At 65.0% G+C, this 24,207-nt stretch carries 21 protein-coding genes; 8 read left to right on the forward strand and 13 right to left on the reverse strand.

Annotation, left to right across the window (positions count from 1 at the left end):
• Positions 1–70 precede the first annotated feature (70 nt).
• From GRI59_RS06080 to GRI59_RS06095, 4 genes are all read right to left on the reverse strand, one after another.
• Entirely contained in the window at positions 71–1,165 is a 1,095-nt protein-coding gene (locus GRI59_RS06080) for a hypothetical protein (RefSeq protein WP_160760253.1), read from the reverse strand.
• Between the two features lie 162 nt (positions 1,166–1,327).
• Positions 1,328–2,278: a TorF family putative porin gene (locus GRI59_RS06085; protein WP_160760254.1), complete on the reverse strand. Its 951-nt coding sequence runs from the start codon at positions 2,276–2,278 to the stop codon at positions 1,328–1,330.
• A gap of 222 nt (positions 2,279–2,500) precedes the next feature.
• Positions 2,501–3,586: an NAD(P)-dependent alcohol dehydrogenase gene (locus GRI59_RS06090; protein WP_160760255.1), complete on the reverse strand. Its 1,086-nt coding sequence runs from the start codon at positions 3,584–3,586 to the stop codon at positions 2,501–2,503.
• Positions 3,587–3,716: 130 nt separating this feature from the next.
• The gene (locus tag GRI59_RS06095) at positions 3,717–4,511 is read right to left on the reverse strand and encodes an SDR family oxidoreductase (protein WP_160760256.1); all 795 of its coding nucleotides are present in this window, start codon (positions 4,509–4,511) and stop codon (positions 3,717–3,719) included.
• 200 nt (positions 4,512–4,711) lie between these two features.
• Here GRI59_RS06095 and GRI59_RS06100 point away from each other — a divergent pair, with 200 nt between their 5' ends.
• From GRI59_RS06100 to GRI59_RS06130, 7 genes are all read left to right on the forward strand, one after another.
• Positions 4,712–7,543, forward strand: coding sequence for a TonB-dependent receptor (locus GRI59_RS06100; RefSeq protein WP_160760257.1), 2,832 nt, complete (start codon positions 4,712–4,714; stop codon positions 7,541–7,543).
• 104 nt (positions 7,544–7,647) lie between these two features.
• The gene (locus tag GRI59_RS06105; protein WP_160760258.1) at positions 7,648–8,685 is read left to right on the forward strand and encodes a phytase; all 1,038 of its coding nucleotides are present in this window, start codon (positions 7,648–7,650) and stop codon (positions 8,683–8,685) included.
• Between the two features lie 10 nt (positions 8,686–8,695).
• Complete coding sequence (locus tag GRI59_RS06110) at positions 8,696–10,072, forward strand: alkaline phosphatase PhoX (RefSeq protein WP_160760259.1); 1,377 nt, start codon at positions 8,696–8,698, stop codon at positions 10,070–10,072.
• Positions 10,073–10,090: 18 nt separating this feature from the next.
• A complete protein-coding gene (locus tag GRI59_RS06115; protein ID WP_160760260.1) occupies positions 10,091–10,654 on the forward strand; it encodes a hypothetical protein in 564 nt (187 codons plus the stop codon).
• Positions 10,655–10,775: 121 nt separating this feature from the next.
• On the forward strand, positions 10,776–11,237 hold the full coding sequence (locus tag GRI59_RS06120; RefSeq protein WP_160760261.1) for a Dps family protein: 462 nt from the start codon (positions 10,776–10,778) through the stop codon (positions 11,235–11,237).
• Positions 11,238–11,311: 74 nt separating this feature from the next.
• Positions 11,312–11,926 (forward strand): 6-phosphogluconolactonase, encoded by a 615-nt coding sequence (locus GRI59_RS06125; RefSeq protein WP_160760262.1) that lies wholly within the window; start codon positions 11,312–11,314, stop codon positions 11,924–11,926.
• Positions 11,926–12,399 (forward strand): NUDIX hydrolase, encoded by a 474-nt coding sequence (locus tag GRI59_RS06130; protein WP_160760263.1) that lies wholly within the window; start codon positions 11,926–11,928, stop codon positions 12,397–12,399. The genes GRI59_RS06125 and GRI59_RS06130 overlap by 1 nt, the downstream gene beginning before the upstream one ends.
• 2 nt (positions 12,400–12,401) lie before the next feature.
• Here GRI59_RS06130 and dinB read toward each other — a convergent pair whose 3' ends face one another.
• Entirely contained in the window at positions 12,402–13,523 is a 1,122-nt protein-coding gene (gene dinB / locus GRI59_RS06135; RefSeq protein ID WP_160760264.1) for a DNA polymerase IV, read from the reverse strand.
• 128 nt (positions 13,524–13,651) lie between these two features.
• Here dinB and GRI59_RS06140 point away from each other — a divergent pair, with 128 nt between their 5' ends.
• Entirely contained in the window at positions 13,652–14,902 is a 1,251-nt protein-coding gene (locus tag GRI59_RS06140; protein ID WP_160760265.1) for a multidrug effflux MFS transporter, read from the forward strand.
• Between the two features lie 139 nt (positions 14,903–15,041).
• Here GRI59_RS06140 and GRI59_RS06145 read toward each other — a convergent pair whose 3' ends face one another.
• The 8 genes from GRI59_RS06145 to crtY form a co-directional block, all read right to left on the reverse strand.
• Positions 15,042–16,592, reverse strand: a complete 1,551-nt coding sequence (locus GRI59_RS06145; protein WP_160760266.1) for an acyl-CoA carboxylase subunit beta — start codon at positions 16,590–16,592, stop codon at positions 15,042–15,044.
• Positions 16,593–16,709: 117 nt separating this feature from the next.
• The gene (locus tag GRI59_RS06150; RefSeq protein WP_160760267.1) at positions 16,710–18,656 is read right to left on the reverse strand and encodes an acetyl/propionyl/methylcrotonyl-CoA carboxylase subunit alpha; all 1,947 of its coding nucleotides are present in this window, start codon (positions 18,654–18,656) and stop codon (positions 16,710–16,712) included.
• Positions 18,653–19,123: a nuclear transport factor 2 family protein gene (locus GRI59_RS06155; protein ID WP_160760268.1), complete on the reverse strand. Its 471-nt coding sequence runs from the start codon at positions 19,121–19,123 to the stop codon at positions 18,653–18,655. The genes GRI59_RS06150 and GRI59_RS06155 overlap by 4 nt, the downstream gene beginning before the upstream one ends.
• 137 nt (positions 19,124–19,260) lie before the next feature.
• Positions 19,261–20,226, reverse strand: coding sequence for a phytoene/squalene synthase family protein (locus tag GRI59_RS06160; protein ID WP_160760269.1), 966 nt, complete (start codon positions 20,224–20,226; stop codon positions 19,261–19,263).
• A gap of 8 nt (positions 20,227–20,234) precedes the next feature.
• Positions 20,235–20,816 (reverse strand): TIGR00730 family Rossman fold protein, encoded by a 582-nt coding sequence (locus tag GRI59_RS06165; RefSeq protein WP_160760270.1) that lies wholly within the window; start codon positions 20,814–20,816, stop codon positions 20,235–20,237.
• Positions 20,813–21,241 (reverse strand): endonuclease domain-containing protein, encoded by a 429-nt coding sequence (locus GRI59_RS06170; RefSeq protein ID WP_160760271.1) that lies wholly within the window; start codon positions 21,239–21,241, stop codon positions 20,813–20,815. The genes GRI59_RS06165 and GRI59_RS06170 overlap by 4 nt, the downstream gene beginning before the upstream one ends.
• Before the next feature lie 50 nt (positions 21,242–21,291).
• Entirely contained in the window at positions 21,292–22,797 is a 1,506-nt protein-coding gene (locus GRI59_RS06175; RefSeq protein ID WP_160760446.1) for a phytoene desaturase, read from the reverse strand.
• A gap of 50 nt (positions 22,798–22,847) precedes the next feature.
• Positions 22,848–24,095, reverse strand: a complete 1,248-nt coding sequence (gene crtY, locus GRI59_RS06180) for a lycopene beta-cyclase CrtY (RefSeq protein WP_160760272.1) — start codon at positions 24,093–24,095, stop codon at positions 22,848–22,850.
• Positions 24,096–24,207: the final 112 nt, after the last annotated feature.

A 24,207-nucleotide genomic window follows, 5' to 3' on the forward strand; every position in this document is an offset into this window, starting at 1 on the left:
CCGGTTTTGCGGCGAAACCTATCGGGGCGGCAAGCAAAAGGAAAGGGCGCTCCTCCTCAGGGACCTGTGATCAACCGGGCGGGAAGCGCGCCTCCAGCCAAACCAACCAATCGGCCTGCATCGCCGCAAGATTGTGGGGCAGCGAACCCTTGGGCTCGGCATTGGCGAGCCATTGCTCGATAGTCTCGCCGCGCGCGAAGGCTTCGGCCACGCGTGCGAGCACCGCCTTATCGCCGGTGCGGTCGAACAGATATTGCGAGACGACCGCGGACTGAAGGTAGAAGCGCAGGCCACCTTCGGCGATTTTGCGCGCACCGTCGCCCGTGACCAGGCGCACAGTGCTCTTCTTCTCCTCGGCACTGGGTTGGTCGATGATGGCGCGCGCCTGTGCGGCGGCAGGGTGCACTTCCTTCAGGAATTGGCCGAGGTCGAACAGCGCGCGGGCGTTGTCGTCCGCTTGCTCGAGGGCGGCGCGATAGATTTGGTAGCGCTTGCCGAATTCGGCGACCCGCTCATCGAAGATCACCGGGGGTTCCATCAGCACGGCGGACATTTCGTCGAGCCAGTCGGGGCTCGGCCCGCCATAGTGCTGGCCTTCACCGAGCGCGGCGTCCGGCCAGAAGCCGATCCGGAACCAGTCGTGGCCGAGCTCATGCGGAACCGCAGCGATGGCGACCTTCGCGCGGCGCGCGGGATCGAGCTGCTGGGTGAGCCCCGCGGCCACGGCCGCCTCGATCTGCTCGGGCGGCTTGTCTGCCATCTGTGCAGTGATGGCGGGGCGCAGCGTGCGCTCGACCTGCTCGCGATAGACCGCGTCGGACAGCCACGGGAGGACCACCGGGAAACCGGCCTTGCGCAGCGCATCGATGGTCTCGGGCGGTGTGACGGCGCTTCGCCCTTCGACCACGGCATAGTGCAGCGGCGCGCGCCCGAAATGGATGACAAAGCGGTCCGCGCCGCCTTCGGCAAGGCCGAGCAATTCCCGCGCGCGATCGCTCGTGCCGGCCATCGCGATGCCCCGTGCACTTTCGGCACAGGCAAGATCGGTCGCAACGCGCGTCGCCTGTGCGCATAGCGTCGCTTCGTCGGCTGCTGCTGGTGTGCTCCAGCCGATCGATACCGCAAGCGCGGCGACCCATGCACGTGCGTTTACAGCCTCTGCCAAACCATCCTCCTTCAGGCAATCCGACTACGCCTGTAGTCATGACTACATATGTAGTCAACATGCATTTACAGGAGGTTAGAAGCGGACGGGTTCGGTATCGTTGTAAATGAAAAAGGGCGCCCTGCCGCTTGGCAGAGCGCCCCTTCTGTCATTCCTTCGCGATCAGAACGAAGCGGTGACCGAGAACACCACCGTCGCGTCCGAGATCGAATCGCCCGCCAGCGTGGCGAAGTTCGGGCGGATGAGGTTGGCTTCGGCTTCGGTGATATCGGTATCGATATAGGCAACTGACAGCGTCAGGCCCGAGATCGGCACGATGTCCGCACCGATCAGCCAGTCGAGATAGGTGCCGGTCGGGGCGACGCTGGTCCCGTTGGGGCCAAGGCCGGGGTTCCCGTCCGAATAGCCGATGTGAGCCTTCAGCGTGATCGGCGCGCCGCTGATGCCATAGGTCGCATCGCCCGAAAGGTAGAGGTTGTCTTCCTTGTCACCCGGGTTGGCGGGAGCCCCGACCGGGAAGGCATTGCCCAGCGCTTCTTGCGACGGTGCATAGGCGACGCCAGCGGTCAGCCCGATTGGCCCGACGCTGCCCGAAAGCTTGGCATAGAGTTCGGCAAAGTCGGTGGTGTCAGCGCCCGAGGGATACATGTACCAGGTGCCGCCAAGGTCCAGCGTGCCTTCGCCGACGGGCAGCTTGTAACCCGCGTAGATGTCGAGCTCCATGTTGGCGCCGCCGAAGGTGCCCCAGCCCGACAGGTTCGAGCCCCAGGTGCCGACATAGAAGCCGCTGGAATGCGAGATGGTGAAGCCGCCCTGCACGGCCATGCCTTCATCCGATTGCGAAACGCCGCGGAAGCGGTAGTCGCTGGTGAGAGTGGCCGAGCCCGAGATGGTGATGGCGGACGCTTCTTCTTCCTGGCCCGTGGCGGTGGCAAGGTCGATCGGCTCGATAGCGCGCAGAGCGACAGCGGCCTGATCGGCCTCGGTCACGGCGATTTCGGTTTCATCGGCCGGGCCAGCGGGAGCGGCTTGCGTCTCACCTGCAAAGGCAGGCGTGGCAAAGCAGGCGATGAGAGCGACGGCCGAAGCGGCCGAGGCAAAACGAATGGACATAAGGAACGCTCCATAGAGAGGTTTGGATCGTTCCACCTGCGGGCCGTGCAGAAGATTTTATCCGATGAATCGGGTTCCCGTCACGTCCGCGTTATATTCCCCCAACCGGCCATCGCGCACAAAGGTTATGTGAGAGGGGGGTTTCACATTATCTTCTTGCGTGTCTTTCGTGCCACAGTTTGCAAATAGCTATAATCACAGGTCGTCCGCCAGAGCGATACGTCATGTCGCCACCGCCGGTTCAGCGCGCAGGCTCTCCATGTTGATGACGAAGCGGTACTTGATGTCGCTGGCCTCCATCCGGTCGTAAGCGGTCTGGATGTCCTGCATCGCGATCACTTCGATATCGGGGAGGATGTTATGCTCGGCGCAGAAATCGAGCATCTCTTGCGTCTCGGCCAGCCCGCCGATCCCGCTGCCGGTGAGCACCTTGCGCCCCAGCAACACGCCGGTGTGAAGCTCGGGCATCATCCCGATCAGCCCGACCAGCACCTGCACCCCGTCAATCCTGAGCAAGTGCAGATAGGGCACGACATCATGGCGCACCGGGATGGTGTTGAGCACCATGTCGAAATAGCCGCGCTTGGCCTTCATCGCGGCGTCATCATCGGTGTTGAGGAAGGCGTGCGCGCCGAGCTTTTCCGCGTCCGCGCGCTTGCTTTCGGAGCGGGAGAGCACAGTCACCTCCGCGCCCATCGCCGCGGCCAGCTTTACGCCCATGTGACCCAATCCGCCGAGGCCTGCGACGGCGACCTTACTGCCCGGTCCGACCTTCCATGTCCGCAAGGGGCTGTATGACGTGATCCCGGCGCACAGCAGCGGCGCGGCTTCGGCCATCGGCATGCCGTCCGGCACCTTGAGCACAAACTCCTCACGGCAGACGATGCGTTCGGAATAGCCGCCGAAGGTCAGGCTGCCGTCGCGCCGGTCCTTGCCATTATAGGTGCCGGTCATCCCGCCATCGAGGCAGTATTGCTCGAGATCGGCATCGCAATGCGTACACTCCATGCACGAATCGACCATGCAGCCAATCGCCACCCGGTCGCCGACCTTGTGGCGGGTGACGCCGCTCCCAACCGCGCTGACAGTGCCGACGATCTCGTGACCCGGCACGATCGGATAGGTGGTGAAGCCCCAATCGTTGCGCGCCGAGTGCAGATCGGAATGGCAGATGCCGCAGTGGGTGATCTCGATCAGCACGTCATCGTCGCGCAGGCCCCGCCGGGTGATTGCCATCGGCCCGACGCCGCTGTCAGGCGCGGTCGCGCCATAGGCCTTGGTGGGATATTCGTTGGTCTGGGTAGCCATAATTCTTACCTCGTCATTGCGAGCGGAGCGAAGCAATCCATGATCGGCCGGTTCCACTTGCGGAAAGGTCTGTTGATGGATTGCCGCGTCGCCTGCGGCTCCTCGCAATGACGACGCGGTGATATTGAACCTACTTCGGCGGCATACGGATTGCGCCATCCAGGCGGAACTGGTGGCCGTTGATGTAGCTGTTGCGGGCGATCTCCAGCACCAGCGAGGCAAACTCTTCCGGCTCGCCGAGGCGCTTGGGGAAGGGGACAGAGGCGTTCAATTGCGCCCACATCGGCGGGTTGCGGTCTTTCATTCCCAACATAAGCGGGGTGGCGAAAATGCCCGGCATGACCGAATTCACTCGGATGCCCATGTCCATCAGGTCCCGCGCCATCGGCAGGACCAGACCATTCACCCCGGCCTTGCAGCTGCCATAGATCACCTGCCCGATCTGTCCGTCCTGCGCGGCAACGCTGGCGGTGAGGATGATGCAGCCGCGCTCGCCATCGTCATTGACCGGATCGGCATTCGCCATGCCCAGCGCCGAGATGCTTGCGACGCGGTAGCTGGCGACCAGAATCCCTTCCGCCCCAAAGGCGTAATCCTCGGTCGAAAGGCGTTTAAAGGCGCCTGCCTCCTTGTCCCAGCCCAGCGTCTTGCCGCGGCGGCTCGCCATTGCGCAGTGGAGTGTCACGCGTTCCTGCCCGTTAGCGGCGCGCGCGGCAGCGAAACCGGCCTCGACGCTGGCCTCGTCCATGATGTCGACATGGTGGAAGGTACCGCCGATCGCGGCGGCGTGGGCCTCGCCGTCGGCATCATTGATGTCGAAAATCGCGACCTTCATGCCTGCGTCCGCGAAGGCCTTGGCGCTCGCCTTGCCGAGCCCTGATGCGCCGCCGGTGACCACCGCTACCATGCCCGCCTCGATCTTCATTCACCCGTCTCCTTCATCCCGTTTTGCCGATTGCTAGGCGCTTCCTGGCAGCCGCGCCACCTCTCCAATTGAGGCATTTGCGCAACACCTGGCTCTGTCTTTGTTCTGTCACTGTCCGGCCGCTCACCTGTCATCTCGCGAAGCTAGGCGCGGCGGCATCATGGCCCGGAATTAACGGGCAACTCAGGGGAAATACCAGCATGATCCGCACCCATCTTCTGCTCGGCAGCGCCGCTGTGGCACTGACCTCGACCATCGCCGCGCCCGCCTTTGCTACCGACGCCGCCGACCCGCAGGCGGTGGTCGCCCAGGATCAGGCTGCCGAAGAGGCCGTCGTCGCGGAAGAGGGCGAAATCGTCGTCGATGGCACCCGCCCGATCGCCGAATCTGAAGCGGCCGCGCTGCGCATCCAGCGCCTCTCGGACAACCTCGTCTCGGTCCTCTCGGCTGACTCGGTGGGCCGCCTGCCCGATCAGAACATCTCCCAGGCCACTGGCCGCCTGCCCGGCCTCGCCGTCGAGCGCGACCAGGGCCAGGCGCGTTACATTTCGGTTCGCGGCGCGCCCAACTACTGGACCACTCTGAGTTTCGACGGGATCAACATCGTCAGCCCCGAAGGTCGCGATGCGCGCTTTGATTCGATCCCTTCGGCGATTGCCTCGCAGATCATCGTCTCCAAGGCGATCACCCCGGACATGCCGGGCGAGACCGTGTCGGGCAACGTCAACATCATCACCCGCTCTGCCTTTGATTACGCCGGCCTGCGTGTGCTGGGCAAGGCCGGTGCGGGCATCGCCGAACTGGGCGACCGCAAGGAATATGAGGGCAACCTCGTGGTGTCGGACCGTTTCGACGTAGGTGGCCTTGGTGAGATCGGCGTGCTGGTCTCGGGCAGCTACTACGAACGCAACATGATCACCGACAACTTCGAGGTCGACTATGAACGCGTCTCGCAGGATCAGCGTCCCGGCGCCGCCACACGCTTCTGGGCGCGCGAGACCGAGAACAAGCTCTACCGCCTGACCCGCAAGAACTGGTCGGTCTCGGGCCGCCTCGATTGGCGTCCGGACGACGACAACCAGATCTCGCTGCGCTCGGTCTACACCATCTTCACCGACGACGAAGCGCGCGACAACTACATCTTCGACTTCGATGACCGTCAGGGCGATATCGTCGCCAACGCCGCGACCTGCCCGACCACCGTTAACCCGGCGCCGACCACCACCGGCTATGCCGACGTCTGCATCGGCAACACGCCGCAGGCCGGCACGGTCTACGGGATCGACATCAACCAGCGTTCGACGCTGCGCGATTTCGAGCAGTCGATCTTCACCAACACCCTCGAAGGCAAGCACACTTTCGGCGACAGCGGCTTCCGGTTCGAATGGCTCGCCAACTACACCCGCTCGCGCGATGACCGTTCGGTCACCGGCGAAGCGCGCTGGAACAGCCCCTCGACCCGCACCCTGCGTCCGACCGTGGCCTATGACTTCACCAACCCGCTGCGCAACACCCCGCAGCTGTTCACCACGCTCCAGCTCGCCAGCCCGACCCGCTTCCAGGCAGGCTCGGCGGTGACCGCGATCGACACCTTCAACAAGCCACTGTCCGAACTGCGGGTAAGCGACCTTGTCGACGATACCAATGCCTATACCGGCCGTGCGATCCTCGCCTACGACACCGGTTTCGCAGGCGCCGAGGCGACCTTCAAGATCGGCTTCCAGTACGACCAGCGCACCAAGGAGTCGGTCAACAACCAGATCGCGCTGAGCCAGGCGGCGCAGTTCACCACCGTTGGCATTCCGACCGACTACAACGCCTTCTCGATCGACCTGCCCTTCCAGGGCGCGATCCCGATGGGCTACACCTTCCGCTACTTCGACACCCGCCAGATGGAGGCCGTTTCCGAAGCGGCGCGGGCGAACTTCGCCTTTGCCCCGCTGACCGGCGACAACTTCGAGGTGCGCGAGAGCGTCTATGCTGGCTTCGTGATGGGCACGCTGCGCTACGACTGGGGCAGCATCCTCGGCGGTGTGCGCGTTGAGCGCCTAGAGAACACCGGGACGGCGCTGGCCACCATCGCCGGGGTCAGCCAGACGGTGACCGCCGCCTCCGACCGCACGCTGTTCTTCCCCAGCCTGCACATCAACTACAACATCACCGAAAATGGCAAGATCCGCGTCGGCTACACCAGCGGTGCGGCACGAGCCGATTACGACCAGCTGCGTCCAAACGTTGTAGTCGACGATGTCAACGAGACCATCTCCGGCGGCAACCCAGGCGTGAAGCCCGAGCGTTCGTGGGGCCTCGACGGCTACCTCGAATGGTACCTCGTGCCGCAGGGCTTCCTCTCGATCGGCGCCTATTACCGCGACGTGCGCGACGTGCTCTATATCGACCGTCGCACCTTTGGCTCGACTGCGCTCAACATCGGCGGGCTCGATCGTTCGGACTACATCTTCTCCGGCATCGCCAACGCCGGCGAGGGACGGATCTACGGTGTCGAAATGGCGGCGCAGCTGCAGCTTGAGCCGTGGACCGAAGATCTCGGCCTGCCCGAGTGGATGGGCGGCTTCGGCATCACCGCCAACCTGACTCTCAACGACAGCGAGGCGACCAAGCCGGCGTTTGCCGCTTCGAACATCCCGGAGCGCAAGGTGCGTCTGCCGGGCACTTCGGACAAGGTCTACAATATCGGCGGTTACTACGAGAAGTACGGCTTCTCGGCGCGTCTCCAGTACCAGCGCCGCAGCGCCTGGCTCGACGGGATCGCCAACGACCTGACCGATGCGGGCGACACTTACTGGGCGGCAGATGACGAGATGGATTTCTCGATGCGCTATGCCATCAACAGCAACTTCGAAATCTATTTCGACGCTTCGAACCTGCTCAACCAGGAGGGCCGCCGTTTCTCGGAGCCGGGCAACCTGCTTACCGCGACCGGCACCCCGACGCCGTTCACCGACGATCTGACGATCGAATACGAGCGTTTCGGCCGTCGTTATTCGGGCGGGGTGCGCATCACGTTCTGATTGCCGGCCAACACGCGACAAAAAGAGCTGTAGCAAACAACAGCCCGGTGCTCCACGTGATGGCCCGATATGCCTTCTAAGACGCCAAAAGGGGCCGTGATCTGATGCTTCGACCTTTCCACGGCTTCGCCCTGCTGTCTCTCGGGATCGCAGGGGCGTGTGCCACGGTGCCGCCGATTACCGGCGATCCAGCTGTGACCGTGACCGCGCGGGCGGAAACCCCGCCGGTCGGCACGGCGCGCGAGGATGCGGCGGATGATCCGGCAATCTGGCGCAATCCCGCCAACCCGGCGGCGAGCCTGGTGGTTGGCACCGACAAGAAGGGCGGCCTCTACGTTTACGACCTCAAGGGCGCGCAGCAGAGCTTCCTTGCGGCGCCCGGCCTCAACAATGTCGATCTGATCGAGATTGCAGGCGGACGCGTTCTGGTGATCGCCAGCGACCGCAGCGATTTGACGACCGTGAACCTGTTCATGGCGCTGCTCGACACCACCACCGGCAAGCTAGCGCCTGCGGGCAAGATCGCGGTGGGGCCGGGTGAGGGCTATGGCATCTGCATGGTCAAGCCTGCGGGCAGCGACGGCGTGATCGCCTTCAGCGCGCCCAAGGGCGGCACGATCTATCGCACCGTCATCCGCGAGGCTGGTGGGGCCTTCACCGGAACCACCACCACGCTTGCACAAGTGCCGACCCAGACCGAAGGCTGCATCGCCGATCCGCGCACCGGTACGCTCTTTATCGGTGAGGAAGACGCCGGGATCTGGGTGATCGACATGGCCACCGGTGCCAAGCGGATGGTCGCGCCGATCGACAACAAGGTGCTGGTCGCCGATGTCGAAGGCCTCGCCATGGCGCCCGAAGGCGAGAATGGCGGCTACCTCGTCGCGTCGTCGCAGGGCGACAACGCCTATGCGGTGTTCCGCCTGCCGGACGTGACACCAGTCGGCCGCTTCCGCATCGCCCAAGGCACCTTCGGCAGCGTTGAGGAAACCGACGGGATCGAATTGGACAACCGCGATTTCGGCCCGGATTTTCCCAAAGGCATTTTCATCGCGCAGGACGGGGTTAACGCGCCCTCGGCCCAGAACTTCAAATATGTCCGCTGGGACGAAGTGCTTGCCGCGCTGGAGGCGGGCCGGTAATCCCGCGGGCATGAACCAGACCCCCGCTTTCGAAGCCAATCGCCGTCGTTTCCTCGGCGCGACCGCCACCGCTTTTGCCGCGCTCACCGCAAGCGGCTGCATGACGCGCGGCGCGCCTGCCGCTTCCGCCGCTGCGGGCACATCCGCCAAGGCCAGCGGCTTTGCGGGCTATGGCGCGCTGGTGCCGGACCCGGCGGGACTGCTCGATTTGCCGGAAGGGTTCTCCTACCGCGTGATTTCGCGCCTCGGCGACACAATGGACGACGGCGGCACCGTGCCGGACCGCGCCGACGGGATGGGCTGTTTCGACCTCGGCAATGGTGAGATCGCGCTGGTCCGCAACCACGAACTGCAACCGCGCCACGATGCGGGCGGGCCAATTGCCAAGGGCTTCGGCAAGCGCAACGGCGCCTTCGTCCCCGGCGGCACCACTACCATCGTGCTCGACGCAGCGACTTTGCAAGTGAAGCGCCAGTTCCGCAGCCTTGGCGGCACCATCCGCAATTGTTCGGGTGGAGTGACGCCGTGGGGCAGCTGGCTGACCTGTGAGGAAGCGCCGACCGGCCCCGGACAACCCTATGGTGACGGGCTGGAGCGCGATCACGGCTGGGTGTTCGAAGTCCCCGCCTCGGCGCGCGGTCTGGTCGATCCGGTGCCGCTGACCGCGATGGGCCGCTTCAATCACGAAGCCGCCGCAGTCGATCCGGCGACGGGCTATGTCTATATGACCGAGGACCGCGATGACGGGGTGCTCTATCGCTTTATCCCCAAGACCCCCGGCAAGCTCGCTGAGGGCGGGCGCTTGCAGGCGATGGTGGTCGAAGGGCTGACCGATACCCGCAACTGGAACAGCGCCACTATGCCGGTGGGCAAGCCCTACCGCGTCACCTGGGTCGATCTCGACGCGGTCGATGCCCCGAAGGACGACCTGCGCCAGCGCGCCGCCGCCAAGGGCGCGGCGCTCGTCGCGCGCGGGGAAGGCCTGCATATGGGCGTGAACCGTGGGACCAGCGAAGTCTTTGCCTGCTGCACCAGCGGCGGGGCCAAGCAGCTTGGCCAGATCCTCAAGCTGACGCCGGGGCTGGCCGGCGCGCCGGACACGGTCGAGCTGTTCTTCGAAAGCGAAAGCACCGAGCAGTTCAACTTCGGCGACAACTTGACCGTCGCGCCAAGCGGGCATCTGATCGTCTGCGAGGATCAATATACCCCGATCGTAGACAATCACATTCGCGGTATCACGCCCGATGGCCGGGCCTATATCGTCGCGCGGCTCACAGCGCAGACCGAGCTGGCGGGCGGATGCTTCTCGCCCGATGGCAAGGTGCTGTTCGTCAACGCCTATGACCCGACGGCAACGCTGGCGATCACCGGGCCCTGGGCGGCCTGATCCAAAGCCAGACCCCGCGTGGACGGTTTCCTGATCGCTTTGCTGCTGGTCTTCGCGCTGGCGATGGGCGGGCGCGATCAATGGCTGGTGGCGCATTGTGCTGATGCGCTGGAACGTAGCACCGCGCTGCTCGCGGTCGCCGTGCTGTGCGCCTGCCTCAGCGCAGGCGTGATGGCGTGGATTGGCGCCGAGTTTGCCGAACTCTTGCCGCGCCGCGCTGCGCAGATGCTGGTCGCCTTTGCGCTGGCGATTGCCGCTGCCGAACTGGCGCTGCCGGTGCACCTCAAGCCGCCGCAGGAGCCGACTCGCTCGCTGGGTGCAATCGCGATTGTGTTGCTGGCACGCCAGATTGGGGACGGCGCGCGCTTTGCCGTCTTCGCGCTCGCCGCATGGACGGTCGTGCCGGTGGCGGCGGGGCTGGGCGGCGCGATGGGCGGCGCGGCAGCCGTCGCGATCGGCTGGTCGGTCGGCAGTGAAACTCTCGCCCGCTGGCCGTTGCGCATCGGCCGGCTGGTGCTGGCCGGGTGCCTGATGATTGCGGCGCTTTTCATCGGATTGAACGCCCGTTTCGCCGCCTTCTGATCGCCTTGCTCGATCAGTGCGAATAGAATTTTGGCGAAACCCAATCTATGTTCGTGCATTGATATAGTCACCATATAGGCGGCGTAACTTGTTCGCACTGAACAGAATAATGGAGACTATCATGGCCGATAAGAAAGCCAATTCGAAAGCCGCTCTGGTTGATGAACTCAACGGATTGCTCGCCGATCACTTTGCACTGTTCATCAAGACCAAGAATTTCCACTGGCACGTCAAGGGCCCGCGCTTCCACGACCTGCACCTGTTGTTCGACACGCAGGCGCTGGAAGTGCGCGACCAGATCGATCTGATTGCCGAGCGCGTGCGCAAGCTCGACGCCGATACGCTCACCTCGATCGGGACGATGGGTAAGCACACGCAGATCAAGGATCAGGACAGCACCAAGCTTTCCGCCGAGGACATGATCGCCGAACTGCTCGCCGATAACGAAACCGTGATCGCGCGGCTGAAGGGCATGAAGGATCTGGCCGAAGAAGCGGGCGACAATGCCACCGACGGGCTGCTTGACGACTGGACCGACATGGCCGAACAGCGCGCATGGTTTTTGCGTTCGATCCTCGCCTGATCGCTGCTGCAATAGCTATTCACAAGCGGGCCGCACCCATTGCCGGGGGCGGCCCGTTTGCTATTGAAGCGGCTATGCATGACGTGACGATTATCGAAGGCGCGGATCAGGCCGCAATTGCTGCTTGGCTGGCGGCACGGCTTGGCGGGAGCGGCGCGATCACATTGCCGGGCGGTTCGACCCCCTTTCCGATACTCGCTGCCCTGATCGAACAGGGCGGCATCGGCTGGAGCGGGTGGGAGATCTGGCCCAATGACGACCGGATCGTACCCGAAGATCACGATGCGTCCAACACCGGCAAGATGCGCGCGCTGCTGGAGCCTGCGGGCGCGCAGATTGTCCCGTTGAGGGAAGAGGCCGTGCCGCCGCACTTCGCGCTGACATGGCTGGGCATGGGGCCGGATGGGCACATCGCCTCACTGTTCCCCAACACCAATCCCCAGATGGACGACCCCAAGGCGGTTCTCCGCCTCACACCCGATCCGCTCCCAGCCCACGCGCCGTTCGACCGGATCACGCTGACCATCCCGGCGCTGCTGAACACAAGCGCGCTGGTTTTCACGCTCGGCGGCGCGGCGGATAAGCGCGCGGTGTTCGACGCGGCGCTGGCGGGCGAGAACGACCTGCCCGTTGCCCGCCTGCTGCGGACTGCGGAGACGCAGGGCATTCCGGTGACTGTCTTCGCCTGATGCCCAACCTGCTCCCCGCCGCGCTGCACCGCGCGCTTATGCCACTGGCGCATCTTGTGCGGCACTACTGGCGGCGCTGGCGCAAGACGCCGATTGCGGGGGTGAGCGTCGTCATCACCAATCTCACCGGCGATGTGCTGCTGCTCAAGCATTCCTATGGCCCCGAAGTCTGGAGCCTGCCCGGCGGTGGGTTAGTGCCCGGCGAAGACCCCGAGGCTGCCGCAAGGCGCGAGGTGCGAGAGGAACTGGGCGTCGAACTCGCGCGGATCGAACCTGTCGGGACGCTGGAAGAGGTGCTGTCCGGCTCGCCCCACACCGCTCATGTTTTCGCCGCCGTGTGCGATCAGCGACCCAAGCCTGACGGGCGCGAAGTGACAGAGGCGCGGTTCTTCCCCTCGCACTCCCTGCCCGAACCGCTCGGCCGCACCACCCGCACGCGGATTGCGGCGTGGCGGGCGCGGGGGACGGGGTAGGGCTACAACAGCGAAAGCTGCGCTTCGTCGCGCGGCGGCTTTTCGGTGTCTGCGCCTTCAAGGCTGCCCAGCGTCAACCCCATCAGCCGGATCGGCCCGCGCAAAGGCAACTCCGCCTCCAGCAGCGCGCGGGCGAGCGTCGCGAATTGCTCCTTACCGCTGACGAAATCGGGGAGCGAGGTCGCGCGGGTCATGATCTGGAAATCGGTGAACTTCATCTTGAGCGTCACCGTGCGCCCCTTCGCGCCCGCAGACTCGATCCGCTCCCACACGATGTCGATGATGGTCTCCAGCGTGTCGCGCAGGGCCGCACCGCTGCCGATATCTTCCGAGAAGGTGCGCTCCCCGCCGACCGATTTGCGCATCCGGTGGGCTGCGACGGGGCGCAGGTCGATGCCGCGGGCGGCGCGGAACAGGTAGTCGGCCATGCTGCCGAAATGCTGACGCAGGAAAGCAATGTCTTTGGCCGCAAGATCCGCGCCGGTCAGGATACCGAGCTTCTGCATCCGCTCCTCCGCTTTGGGCCCGACCCCGTGGAAGCGCCGGATCGGCAGGCCCGCGACAAACTGCGCGCCTTCGCCCGGACGGATCACGCACAGCCCATCGGGCTTGTTCTGGTCGCTGGCGAGCTTGGCGAGGAACTTGTTGTAACTCACCCCCGCGCTCGCGGTCAGGCGGGTTTTGGCGCGGATTTCCTGGCGGATCAGCGTGGCGATGCGGGTCGCGCTGCCGATGCCAAGGCGGTCTTCGGTGACGTCGAGGTACGCCTCGTCGAGGCTGAGCGGTTCGATGATCGGGGTGTAGTGTTCGAACACCCGGCGGATCTGGCGGCTGGCTTCCTTGTAGGCATCGAAACGTGGGCGCACGAAGATGAGATCGGGGCACAGCCGCTGCGCCGTGACCGAGGGCATGGCGCTCCGCACCCCGAACTTGCGCGCTTCATAGCTGGCGGCAGCCACCACCCCGCGCCCGCCCGCGCCGCCAACCGCGACTGGCTTGCCCTTCAGCGCCGGATCATCGCGCTGTTCGACGCTCGCAAAGAAGGCATCCATGTCGACATGGATGATCTTGCGCAGACCGGGCGCGGTCTCGGCATCTGGGGGCAAGGGCGGCGGGTCGGCCATCCTATCGCAAATAGAACCTTGGGGGCTGCGAAGGAACTGTTGCTGGAACAATTCACCCTGCGGGCCATTTTGTGCACATGCGAAAAGAACAGTGGTCTTCGGGCGAACCCCTCGGCAAAGGCGCGCCTATGGCCACGGCGATTGCTCCCTCAACGCCCCTGCGCAAGGCGCTCGGAGAGACCGAGCTGCTGTGGATGATGGCGATGCTGATGGCGCTCAACGCCTTCGGGATCGACGCGATTCTGCCTGCGCTCGATGCGCTGGCGGCTGATCTTTCGGTCTCGGGCAATGACCGGCAATTCGTGATCGGGGTGTATCTGCTCGCGGGCGGGCTGGGCTCGCTGGTGCCGGGCGCGCTGGCTGACCGCTTCGGGAGGCGGCCTATTCTGCTGGGCGCGGTCGTGGTCTATATCGTGCTCTCGATCCTCTCCGCTCTGGCGCCCACTTATGACGCGCTGATCGCGGTGCGCGCGGCGCAGGGCTTCTTTGCTGCCGGGATTGTCGCCCTGCCGCCCGCGATCATCCGTGACCGCGTGGGCGGGGACAAGATGGCGCGGATGATGAGCCTGATCTTCGTGATCTTCCTGATGGTCCCCGCCATCGCGCCGACCATCGGCGAAGGCATCCTGCAAATCGGCAGCTGGCGCGCGATTTTCGGCGCGATGGCCGTGCTGGGCGTGGTGATGGGCACGTGGGTCTATCTCCGCCTGCCGGAAAGCCTGACCGACGAAAACCGCCAGCAAATCCACCTGCGCACCATCGGCGCCAACATGGGCCGCGCGCTCGCCCTGCCAAGCACCTTTGGCTACGTCATCGGTTCCGCGCTGGTGTTCGGCGCCCTGTTCGGCTTCATCAATTCCTCGCAGCAGCTGATCACCGAGACCTTCGGCGCGGGCGATATCTTCCCGCTGGTCTTCGCGATCTGCGCCGGGTCGATGGCGTTTGCCAGCTGGTCGAACTCGCGCATCGTCGAGCGTTTCGGCGCCCGCCGCGTGAGCCACACCGCGCTGTTCGCCTTCATCGCGGTGAGCGCGGTGCAGGTGATGTTCGCCTTCCAGCCGGAGGAGCACCTGTGGGTGTTCGTTCCGCTGATGGCGACCAATATGGCGCTGCTGGGCTTCATCGGCAGCAATTTCGGCGCCATCGCCATGAACCCGTTCTTCAACATCGCCGGCGCGGCCAGTTCGGCCCACGGGTTTGTTCGCATGACCATGGCGGCGCTGCTGGGCGGAGCGATTGGTTACGCGTTTGACGGAACGGCGCGGCCCCTGGCGCTGGCCTTGCTGGCGAGCGGGCTGGCCTGTCTGGTGCTGGTGCTGCTGAGCGAGAAGGGCAAGCTGTTCGGGCCGAGTGATGCGGAGATGGGGATGGGGCGCTAATCCTCCCCCTTTGGGGGAGGGGGACCATGCGCAGCATGGTGGAGGGGCAGGTGCGGTTGTTCCGAACCCCTCACCGTCTTGAGCCGCCGAGCGTGCCCCTCCACCACCTTCGGTGGTCCCCCTCCCCTAAAGGGGAGGATCAATCCGCCCCCAGCCTCCGCCACGCCAGCCCCGCAAATTCGCACAGCATGGGCCGCGTGTCGCGCGGGTCGATGATGTCCTCGACGTTGAAGCGCTCGGCAGAGCGGAACGGCGAGGTCACTTTGGCCAGCCGTTCGCGGATCTCCTCGAGCAGAGCTTGCGGATCATCGGCGGCTTCAAGCTCCGCTTTGTAAGCCACCTCCAAGCCGCCCGCGATGGGGAGCGAGCCCCAGTCGCCTGACGGCCAGCAATAGCGATACTGATACCGCTCGGCATTGCTCATGGCGCTGCCCGCAATGCCATAGGCGCGGCGCAACACGATGCTCGCGAGCGGCACGGTGGCGCGGTAGATCGCGTTCATCGCGTTGACGCCGTAACGGATAGTCCCCGCCAGCTCCGCCTCGCGCCCGATCATGAAGCCGGGGTTGTCGACGAGATGCACGATGGGCAGCCGGAACTGGTCGGCGAGCTTCACGAACCGCTCGACTTTCTCGCTAGTTTTGGCCTCCCACGATCCGCCGAGGTAGCTCGGATCGCTGGCGATCACGCACACCGGCCAGCCATCGAGCCGTGCAAAGGCGGTGATCGCGGCGCGGCCCCAGTGCTTGCCGATCTCGAACACGGTGCCGGTGTCGAACAGCATCTCCATGCCGCGGCGCATCGAATAGACCTGTTTGGGATCGCGCGGCACGAGGCTGAGCAGCGCTTCCTCACGCCGGTCCGCCGGATCATCGCAGGCGGAACGGCGGGCCGGTTGCCCGACATATTCGGGCATGAAGCTGAGGAAATGCCGCGCGCGGGCGAAGGCTTCGGCCTCGCTGGCGACCTCGTCATCCACCACCCCGTTGCGGGTGTGGATCGCCGAGCCGCCGAGCGCCTCCTTGGCCTCCTCGTGATTGGCCGCGCCGCCCTTGTAGGCCTCGCCCAGGCCATCGACCACGGCGGGGCCAGCGGCGAAGATCTGGCTGAGGCCCTTGACCATGATCGAATAGTGGCTCGCCACGGTGCGCGCCGCGCCCAGCCCCGCTGTCGGCCCGAGCGCCAGCGCCACCACCGGCACGGTGTCGAGGTTGGTCACCACATCGCCCCAGCCGGGCACCGCCGGAATATAGGTCGCGCCGATCTGTTCGAGCGTCTTCACCGAGCCGCCGCCGCCCGTGCCGTCGATCATGCGGATGATCGGGAGCTTCAACTGGTGCGCCATCATCTCGGCCTGCACCATCTTGCGCGCGATCCCCGCGTCCGCCGCGCCCCCGCGGATGGTGAAGTCGTCCGCCGTGGCGACGACGGGGCGGCCATTGATCAGCGCCTTGCCGAACAGGAAGGGTGCGGGGGTGACGCTTTGTAGGTCGCCATTGGCGTCATACTTGGCCGAGCCTGCGATCTTGCCGATCTCGCGGAAGGAGCCTTCGTCGCACAGCGCCGCGAGCCGCGCGCGGGCATCCATCTTCCCGCGGCCATGCTGGCGGGCAACCTTGTCCGCGCCGCCCATCTGCTCGGCTAGCGCCTCGCGGGCGCGCAGTTCTTCGAGTTCCTTGGCCCAGGTCATTTCCTCTCCCCTCGGCCCCACCCCTACGCACTTCGTCATCCCAGCGGAAGCTGGGACCTAGGGCCTCTTGGTGCAGCGCTTGCCGCCCCAGGCCCCAGCTTGCGCTGGGGTGACGGATTATTCTTCTGAAGCGGCAGGCACCACCCTGCACAAAACCGCATCAACCTGCACCTGCGCGCCTGCGCTGACCGTCAGCCCCTCGACCACCCCGTCGAAGGGCGCGGTGAGGGCGTGTTCCATCTTCATCGCCTCGAGCACCAACAGCCGCTGCCCGGCGGTGACGGCCTGTCCTTCGCTGACATCGACCGCGATAACCTTGCCCGGCATCGGCGCAATGATCGCGCCATCGGCGGCGGAGGCTTGGCCGGTGCCGTCGTGGCGGGTGCGAACTAGAACCGCCTCGCCATCATCGAAGACGACGATCCCGCCCTCAGTCTGTTCGCAGGAGACATAGCGGTCGAGCCAATCGCGCGATTGCTCCACCACCTCGGTAGGCTCGCCGTCAAACGAAAAGGCTAACGCTGTCTTGGGATCTCCATTCAAACGCAAACCGATGGCAGTCTGCCAGACGTTGCCCCGCGGAAACTTCAGTTCGTCCCTCAAGGTGCCATAGCTGCTGCCAATGCCGGAAAGTTCGCGGGTGATGAGAGCAACGGCAGCATCAGCCTTCAGCGAATGCCGAAGGGCCGAGGTGTCGAGAAGCGCAGCTTCGTGTTCCCCGATGAAGGCCGTAGTCACGTTGCCAACGACAAAGTCGGCTTGATCCAAAGCGCGCTTCAGAAACCCAGCGTTGCTGCGCACGGGCCAGATTTCGACGCCTGCACAGACCTCGGCGAGGTCGGCGATAGCCCGTTCGCGGGTCTCCGCGTGGACCACAAGCTTGGCTATCATGGGGTCATAGAAAGGGCTTATCTCGGAGCCTTCGACAACGCCGGTTTCGACCCGAACTTCAATACCGGGCGGTTCAGGCAGGATAAGGTGCTCCAACCGCCCCGTGCTTGGCAAGAAACCCTTCGCCGGATCCTCCGCATACAACCGCGCCTCGATGGCATGGCCGTTGATCGACAGCTCGTCCTGCCGCTTGGGCAACGCCTCCCCGCTCGCCACGCGCAGCTGCCACTCCACCAGATCGACCCCGGTGATTTCCTCGGTGACGGGGTGTTCGACCTGAAGCCGGGTGTTCATCTCCATGAAGAAGATGCGATCCGCGCGCAGGCCTTCGCTGGCATCGGCGATGAATTCGATCGTGCCTGCGCCCTCGTAATCGACTGCTTTCGCCGCGCGCACGGCGGCGGCGCAGATCGCCTCGCGCGTCTCGGCGTCCATGCCGGGGGCAGGGGCTTCCTCGATCACCTTCTGGTGGCGGCGCTGGAGCGAGCAGTCGCGCTCGAACAGGTGGACGACGTTGCCGTGGCTATCGCCGAACACCTGCACCTCGATATGGCGGGGTGAGGTGATCCACTTTTCGAGCAGCACTTCGTCATTGCCGAAGCTGGCCTTGGCCTCCCGGCGACAGCTCGCCAGCATCTCGGCGAAGTCGGCGGGCGCATCGACCTTGCGCATCCCCTTGCCGCCGCCGCCCGCGACCGCCTTGATGAGGACGGGGTAGCCGATAGTGTCGGCTTCCTTAGTGAGCCGTTCAAGCGATTGATCCGCGCCGAGATAGCCGGGGGTGACGGGAACGCCAGCCTCTATCATGCGCGCCTTGGCCGCGTCCTTGAGGCCCATGGCGCGGATGCTGGCGGGCTTGGGGCCGACCCAGACGAGGCCCGCGTCGATCACGGCCTGCGCGAAGTCGGCGTTCTCGGACAGGAACCCGTAACCCGGATGGATCGCATCCGCCCCGGTTTGCTGGGCCGCCGCGATGATCTTCGCGCCGACCAGATAGCTTTCCGCCGCGGGTGAGGGGCCGATATGCACCGCCTCGTCGGCGCTACGCACATGCAGCGCCTTCGCGTCGGCATCGGAATAGACCGCGACCGTGGCCACACCCATGCTGCGCGCGGTGCGCATGATCCGGCAGGCGATTTCGCCGCGATTGGCGATCAGGAGCTTGGTGATCATTGCTCCGCTCCGCAGCCGGTGGTGAGGTGGCTGTAGGTAATGGTCGCGATCTTCCACGCGCCGTCGATCCGCATCAGCGTGAAGATGTCGACCCCGCAATGGCTGCGCTTGCCGTCGATGATGAAGTCGTAGTCGGCGCGGACGCTCGCCACGGGGCCATCGACCGTTACCACTTCGCCGTGCAGCGGTTCGGATACGGGCACGGGAATGCTCGAAACCGATGCGATCAACTGCGCCATGGGGATCAGACCGACGCGGTCTGCGCCGTCACGTTCTTCGACCTTAGCAACGAAACCGGGCTCAGTGACCTGAGCGCGCATGGCTGCGGCGTCTTTGGCGGCAAGGCCGCGCATGAAGGCCTCGACCGTGGCGACCACGGCGGCTTCTTCGGCGTTGCGATCAGGCGTGGGTTCAGCGGCGAGGGGCGCGGCGGTAAGCAGGGCGGCGGCGGTCAGAAGGGCTTTCATGCCAGCCGGATTAGCGCGGCTTGGTTGCAAAGGAAACCGCTTCGCATCTCTCCCGTCCCGGGCTTGCCTGCCTCGGCGCAGGCCGGGGACCCGGGATCCAGCGTCCTTTCTCGCCCACGAAAAAGCGGGGCCCCGGGTCAGGCCCGGGGCGGGGAGGCGGGCCGATAGTCCGCAATCCCCCAGTGGATGCCGCCCGCTGGCATCTTCTCGCGGTTGATGACCGCCGAGAGGAACGCGCGCACGCCGTACAGCGCCTTTTCCGCGCGGGGGACATAGGTGCGGCTGGCCCATGCCTCAGGCCCGCGCTTGCGCACCTTGCGCCCGATCGCCCCGTAGATGCGCGCGGCAGACAGGACCGCCCAGCGGCTACGGAACGGGAGCTTCGCCGCCCCCACCCGCGCTGCTGCCTCGTGCTTTTCCACCAGCGCCACCAGCCTTGCGGTCATCGCGGCGAGTTCCTTGCGGTGGTGCGGTTTGGTGTGCTGACCGGGCTCGATATCCTGCTCGACGAGCCAGATTTCGGGGAGGTAACAGCGACCCACCGCATCATCCTCCACAATATCGCGGGCGATGTTCGACAGTTGGAAGGCAAGGCCCAGATCATTCGCGCGGTCGAGCGTTTCCTGATCGTCAGGCGAGACCCCCATCACCACCGCCATCATCACACCCACCGCGCCCGCCACATGGTAGCAATAGCGCAGCATGTCGGCCTCAGTGCGCGGGCGCCAATCTTCGGCGTCCAATTGGAAGCCCGCGATCACATCCTCAGCCATTTGCGGAGTGAGGCCCACCTCGGCCGCGACCACACCCAGCGCGTCGAAGGCCGGATCGCCCGTCGGCTCGCCTGCAAAGGCGAGCGCGGTTAGCCGGCGGATCAGGGCGAGGCGTTCGGCGAGGTCGGTCTGATCGCCGAGTTCTCCGCCCATGTCCTGATTGTCGGCAATGTCATCCGCGCGGCGGCACCACGCATAAAGCAGCCAAGCCCGCTCGCGCGTTTCCTTGTCGAACAGGCGCGCTGCCGCGGAAAAGCTCTGCGAGCCGCGCTTGATCGACAGCCGGGCGTGTTCGACCAGCGCGGTGCGGGTGGCGGCGTCGACTGCCATAGCGAGGCTTACAGCTCCTCGGCCTTCATGCGGAAGATCGGCGTGTGCGGCTGATAGGCTTCCATCTTGGCGAGCAGTTCGTGGATCGACGTCGCCGCGATCAGGATGTTCTGGTGCGCGGGCCGGACAAAGCCAACCTCGGCCATCTTGGCGTTGAAGGCGAGCAGGTGGTCGTAGAAGCCGAAAGCATTGAGCAGGCCCACCGGCTTGGTGTGATAGCCCAGCTGCGACCAGCTGATCGCTTCCCACAATTCGTCCATCGTCCCGACCCCGCCGGGGATGGTGACGAAGCCGTCAGACAGGTCAGTGAAGCGCTGCTTGCGCTCGTGCATCCCGCTGACGGTGACAAGCTCGTCGCAGTCGTGGTTGGCGACTTCGGCTTTCACCAGCGCTTCGGGAATGATCCCAATCACCTCGCCGCCGCCTTCCTTGGCCCCGCGCGCGACCGCGCCCATCAGCCCGAGCTTACCGCCACCATAGACGAGGCCGATCCCGCGCGCAGCCAATTCCGCGCCGACATCATAGGCCAGCTGGACATAACGCGGGTCTTCGGGCGAGGCCGAACCGCAATAGACAGCGAGACGTTTCACGCGCGATCCTCCCCTGCAAGGGGAGGGGGACCATGCGGAGCATGGTGGAGGGGCGAGCAGGTCATGCGTTCAATTCTCTCATCACAAATCTGCACCAGTCGCCTAACCACAGCCTCGATATCTTCAAGCACAAGTTTCGCCGGAATGCGCGTGGTGGCGATCCCCTGTTCGCGCAAGAAGCGCGATCGCGCTTCGTCTTTGGCGATTACCGAAGCGCTCTCGTGCGCCCTGCCATCCACCTCGATCGCCAGTCGCGCCTTGGTGCAAAAGAAATCCAGCACATAGATGCCCGCCGGGTGTTGGCGTCGGAACTTGTGGTCTCCCGGTCGGGTGCGCAACACTTGCCATAGCGCGACTTCCGGCGGAGTCATTTCGACGCGGAGCTTGCGGGCGAGTTTGACGGTGTCCTTCTGACCTCTGATCATGCTCGCCCCTCCACCACCTGCGGTGGTCCCCCTCCCCTGAAGGGGAGGATTTATTGCACCTTCGCCAGATCCTCCAGCATCAGGCCCGCCGTCGCCTTCGCGCTGCCGACCACGCCGGGGATACCTGCGCCCGGGTGGGTGCCGGCGCCGACGAGGTAGTAGTTGTCGATCACATCATCACGGTTATGGCCGCGCAGGTAGGCGCTCTGCCACAGCACCGGTTCCAGGCTGAAGGCGCTGCCCATGTGGGCGTTGAGGTCCTGCTTGAAGTCCTTGGGCGCGTAGCTGAACTTGGTGATGATCCGGTCGTGGATGTCGGGGATCAACCGGCGGCCCAGCTCGTCGAGGATCATCTTTTCGAGCTTCGGTCCGACTTCGTCCCAATCGAGCGGCATCTTGCCCATGTGGCTGACGGGGACGAGCGCGTAGAACGTGCTCTTGCCCGCGGGCGCCATGCTCGGATCGGTCACGGTCGGATGGTGGAGGTAGATCGCGAAATCTTCCGGCACCACGCCGTTCTTGTAGATGTCGTCGAGCAGGCCTTTGTAGCGCTTGGCGAACAGGATCATGTGGTGCGGGATGCCGGGCCAGGTGCCCTCAAGCCCGAAGTGCACCACGAACAGCGAGGGCGAGAAGCTCTTGCGATTGAGGCTCTTCGCCATCTTCTTGCCGCGCTCGCTGCCCGACAGCAGATCCTTATACGAGTGCATGATGTCTGCGTTCGAGGCGACCGCATCGAAGCGCTGACGGAAGCCGCTCTTGGTCTCAACCTCGGTCGCCTTGGTGCCCAGCGTGTGGACCTGCACCACCGGATCGCCGACGATCATTGTGCCGCCGAGGCGCTCGAAGTGGCGCACCATGCCCGCAATCAGCCGGTTGGTGCCGCCGCGCGCCCACCACACGCCGCCATCCTTCTCCAGCTTGTGGATCAGGGCGTAGATCGACGAGGTGTTCATCGGGTTGCCGCCGACCAGCAGCGAGTGGAAGCTGAAGGCTTCGCGCAACTTGGGGTGCTCGATATAGCTCGACACCATCGAATAGACCGAGCGCCAGGCCTGCTCTTTAATCAGCGCGGGGGCAGCCTTCAGCATCGACTTGAAATCGAGGAACGGCTTGGTGCCGAGCTTGAGGTAGCCCTCCTCATACACCCGCGCCGAATATTCGAGGAAGCGCGCATAGCCCGCGACGTCTGCCGGGTTGAGCTTGGCGATCTCCGCGTTCAGCTGCGCTTCGTCGTTCGAATATTCGAAGTTGGTCCCATCGGGCCAGTTGAGGCGGTAGAAGGGCATGACCTTCATCAACTCGACATCTTCGGCGATGTCGTGGCCGGTCAGGGCCCAGAGTTCTTCAAGGCACGGCGGATCGGTGATGACGGTCGGCCCGCCATCGAAGGTGAAGCCATCGCGCTCCCAGAAATAGGCGCGCCCGCCCGGCTTGTCGCGGCTCTCGATCACGGTCGTGGCGATGCCTGCCGATTGCAGCCGCACGGCCAGCGCCATGCCGCCAAAGCCCGCGCCGATGACGCAGGCGGTCTTGCCCGCATAACGTTCGGCCATGGCGGGGTTCACGCCTTTCGCGCCGGGGATGTTGATCTTCACATCGGCGTTCATGCCGGGGTCTCCATGTTGAGAGGCTTGCCTGAGGAAAACAGCGCGCGGATCGCACGCGGGATAGCTACGGGCGGCTTGCCCGCGAGGATGCGTAACCGATCCGGCCATGTGGAACGACCGGCGTAGAAACGCTCGACCAGCTTGCCTTGCAGGGCGTAGAAATGTTCGAACACCACCACGCGCTTGTCCGGCTCGGCGGCTTCGAACAGCATCCGGCTGAGCATCCGGTAATAGGCGGTAGTGCGCCAGTGCCGCTTGGACCGGCGCTTGCAGAAATCGGCGAGCTCCTCGCCCGTCAGCGCCGGACGGCTGGCGAGCAGATGCGCAATCGCGAGCGCATTATCGACGGCAAACGGCAGGGTGTAGCTGGTGAGCGGATGCGAAAAACCGCCGCGCGCGCCTGCCAATGCGACGCCGGGGATCGCGACTTCGGCCAGCGCGGCATTGATGTCGCCGCCCGAGATTACTGGCAAGATGCCCGCTTCCTGATCGACCACTTCGCCCTTCCACCCGTTACGGTGGGCATATTCGGCGACCCGGCCCTTTAGCACGTCAGCGTCCATCTTGGGCTGATCGGCGTAGTAGGTGTCCTCGATGAAGACATCGGTGGGCGATAGCGGCAGGACATAGACGAAGCGGTAGGCCGCGCCGTTGCCGTGCGGGGCGAGCTGGTCGACGCTCGCATCCATGATGATGGGGCGGGTGAGGCCATGCGGCGTTTCGCAGCGGAACTGCTGGCCAAGGAACACCTGCCAGCCGCCCGACAGCGCCTTGGACGGCTTGAACGGGCGGCAATCGATCACGCGCTTGGCCGCCAGCCGCGTGCCGTCAGCCAGCGTCACGCCGCCTGCGTCGAGCGAAGCGGCCTTGGTTTCCAGCATCACGCACTCCGCCGGGAGTTCGGCGATCAGCTTGGCGTGGAATTCAGCGCTGGCGAGTGAGCGATACGAGGTCGGCAAAGTGCGGCCAAGGCGCGGGAAGGTGATGTCATAGCCTTCGTCCCAGCCATTGAGATCAAAGCCCGCCATCAGCGTGCGCGCCTTGGGGCGGATGTCGGTTTCGAACCAGCTCCAGCGGTGATGCCCGCCGAAGCTGCGTCCAGCCTCGATCACAAGGAAGCGGCAATCGGGCGCGTGGCGGTGCAGCGCCAGCGCGATCAGCCCGCCCGCCAGCCCGCCCCCGACGATGATCACGTCATGGGAAACGGCGTTCGGCGTGCCTGTAGCTTGCGGTGAATCGACCATGCCTCAGTGCCCTAGGCGAGGGCGAGCCGAACGGCAATCTTGCAGCGCAAATCGGATGTTGCAACATTACGTGGAAACAATAGAGGGCGCGCGAGTTTAGCTTGCCAATCAC

It is taken from the genome of Erythrobacter ramosus (genome assembly GCF_009828055.1).
GTDB classification, from domain to species: domain Bacteria; phylum Pseudomonadota; class Alphaproteobacteria; order Sphingomonadales; family Sphingomonadaceae; genus Erythrobacter; species Erythrobacter ramosus.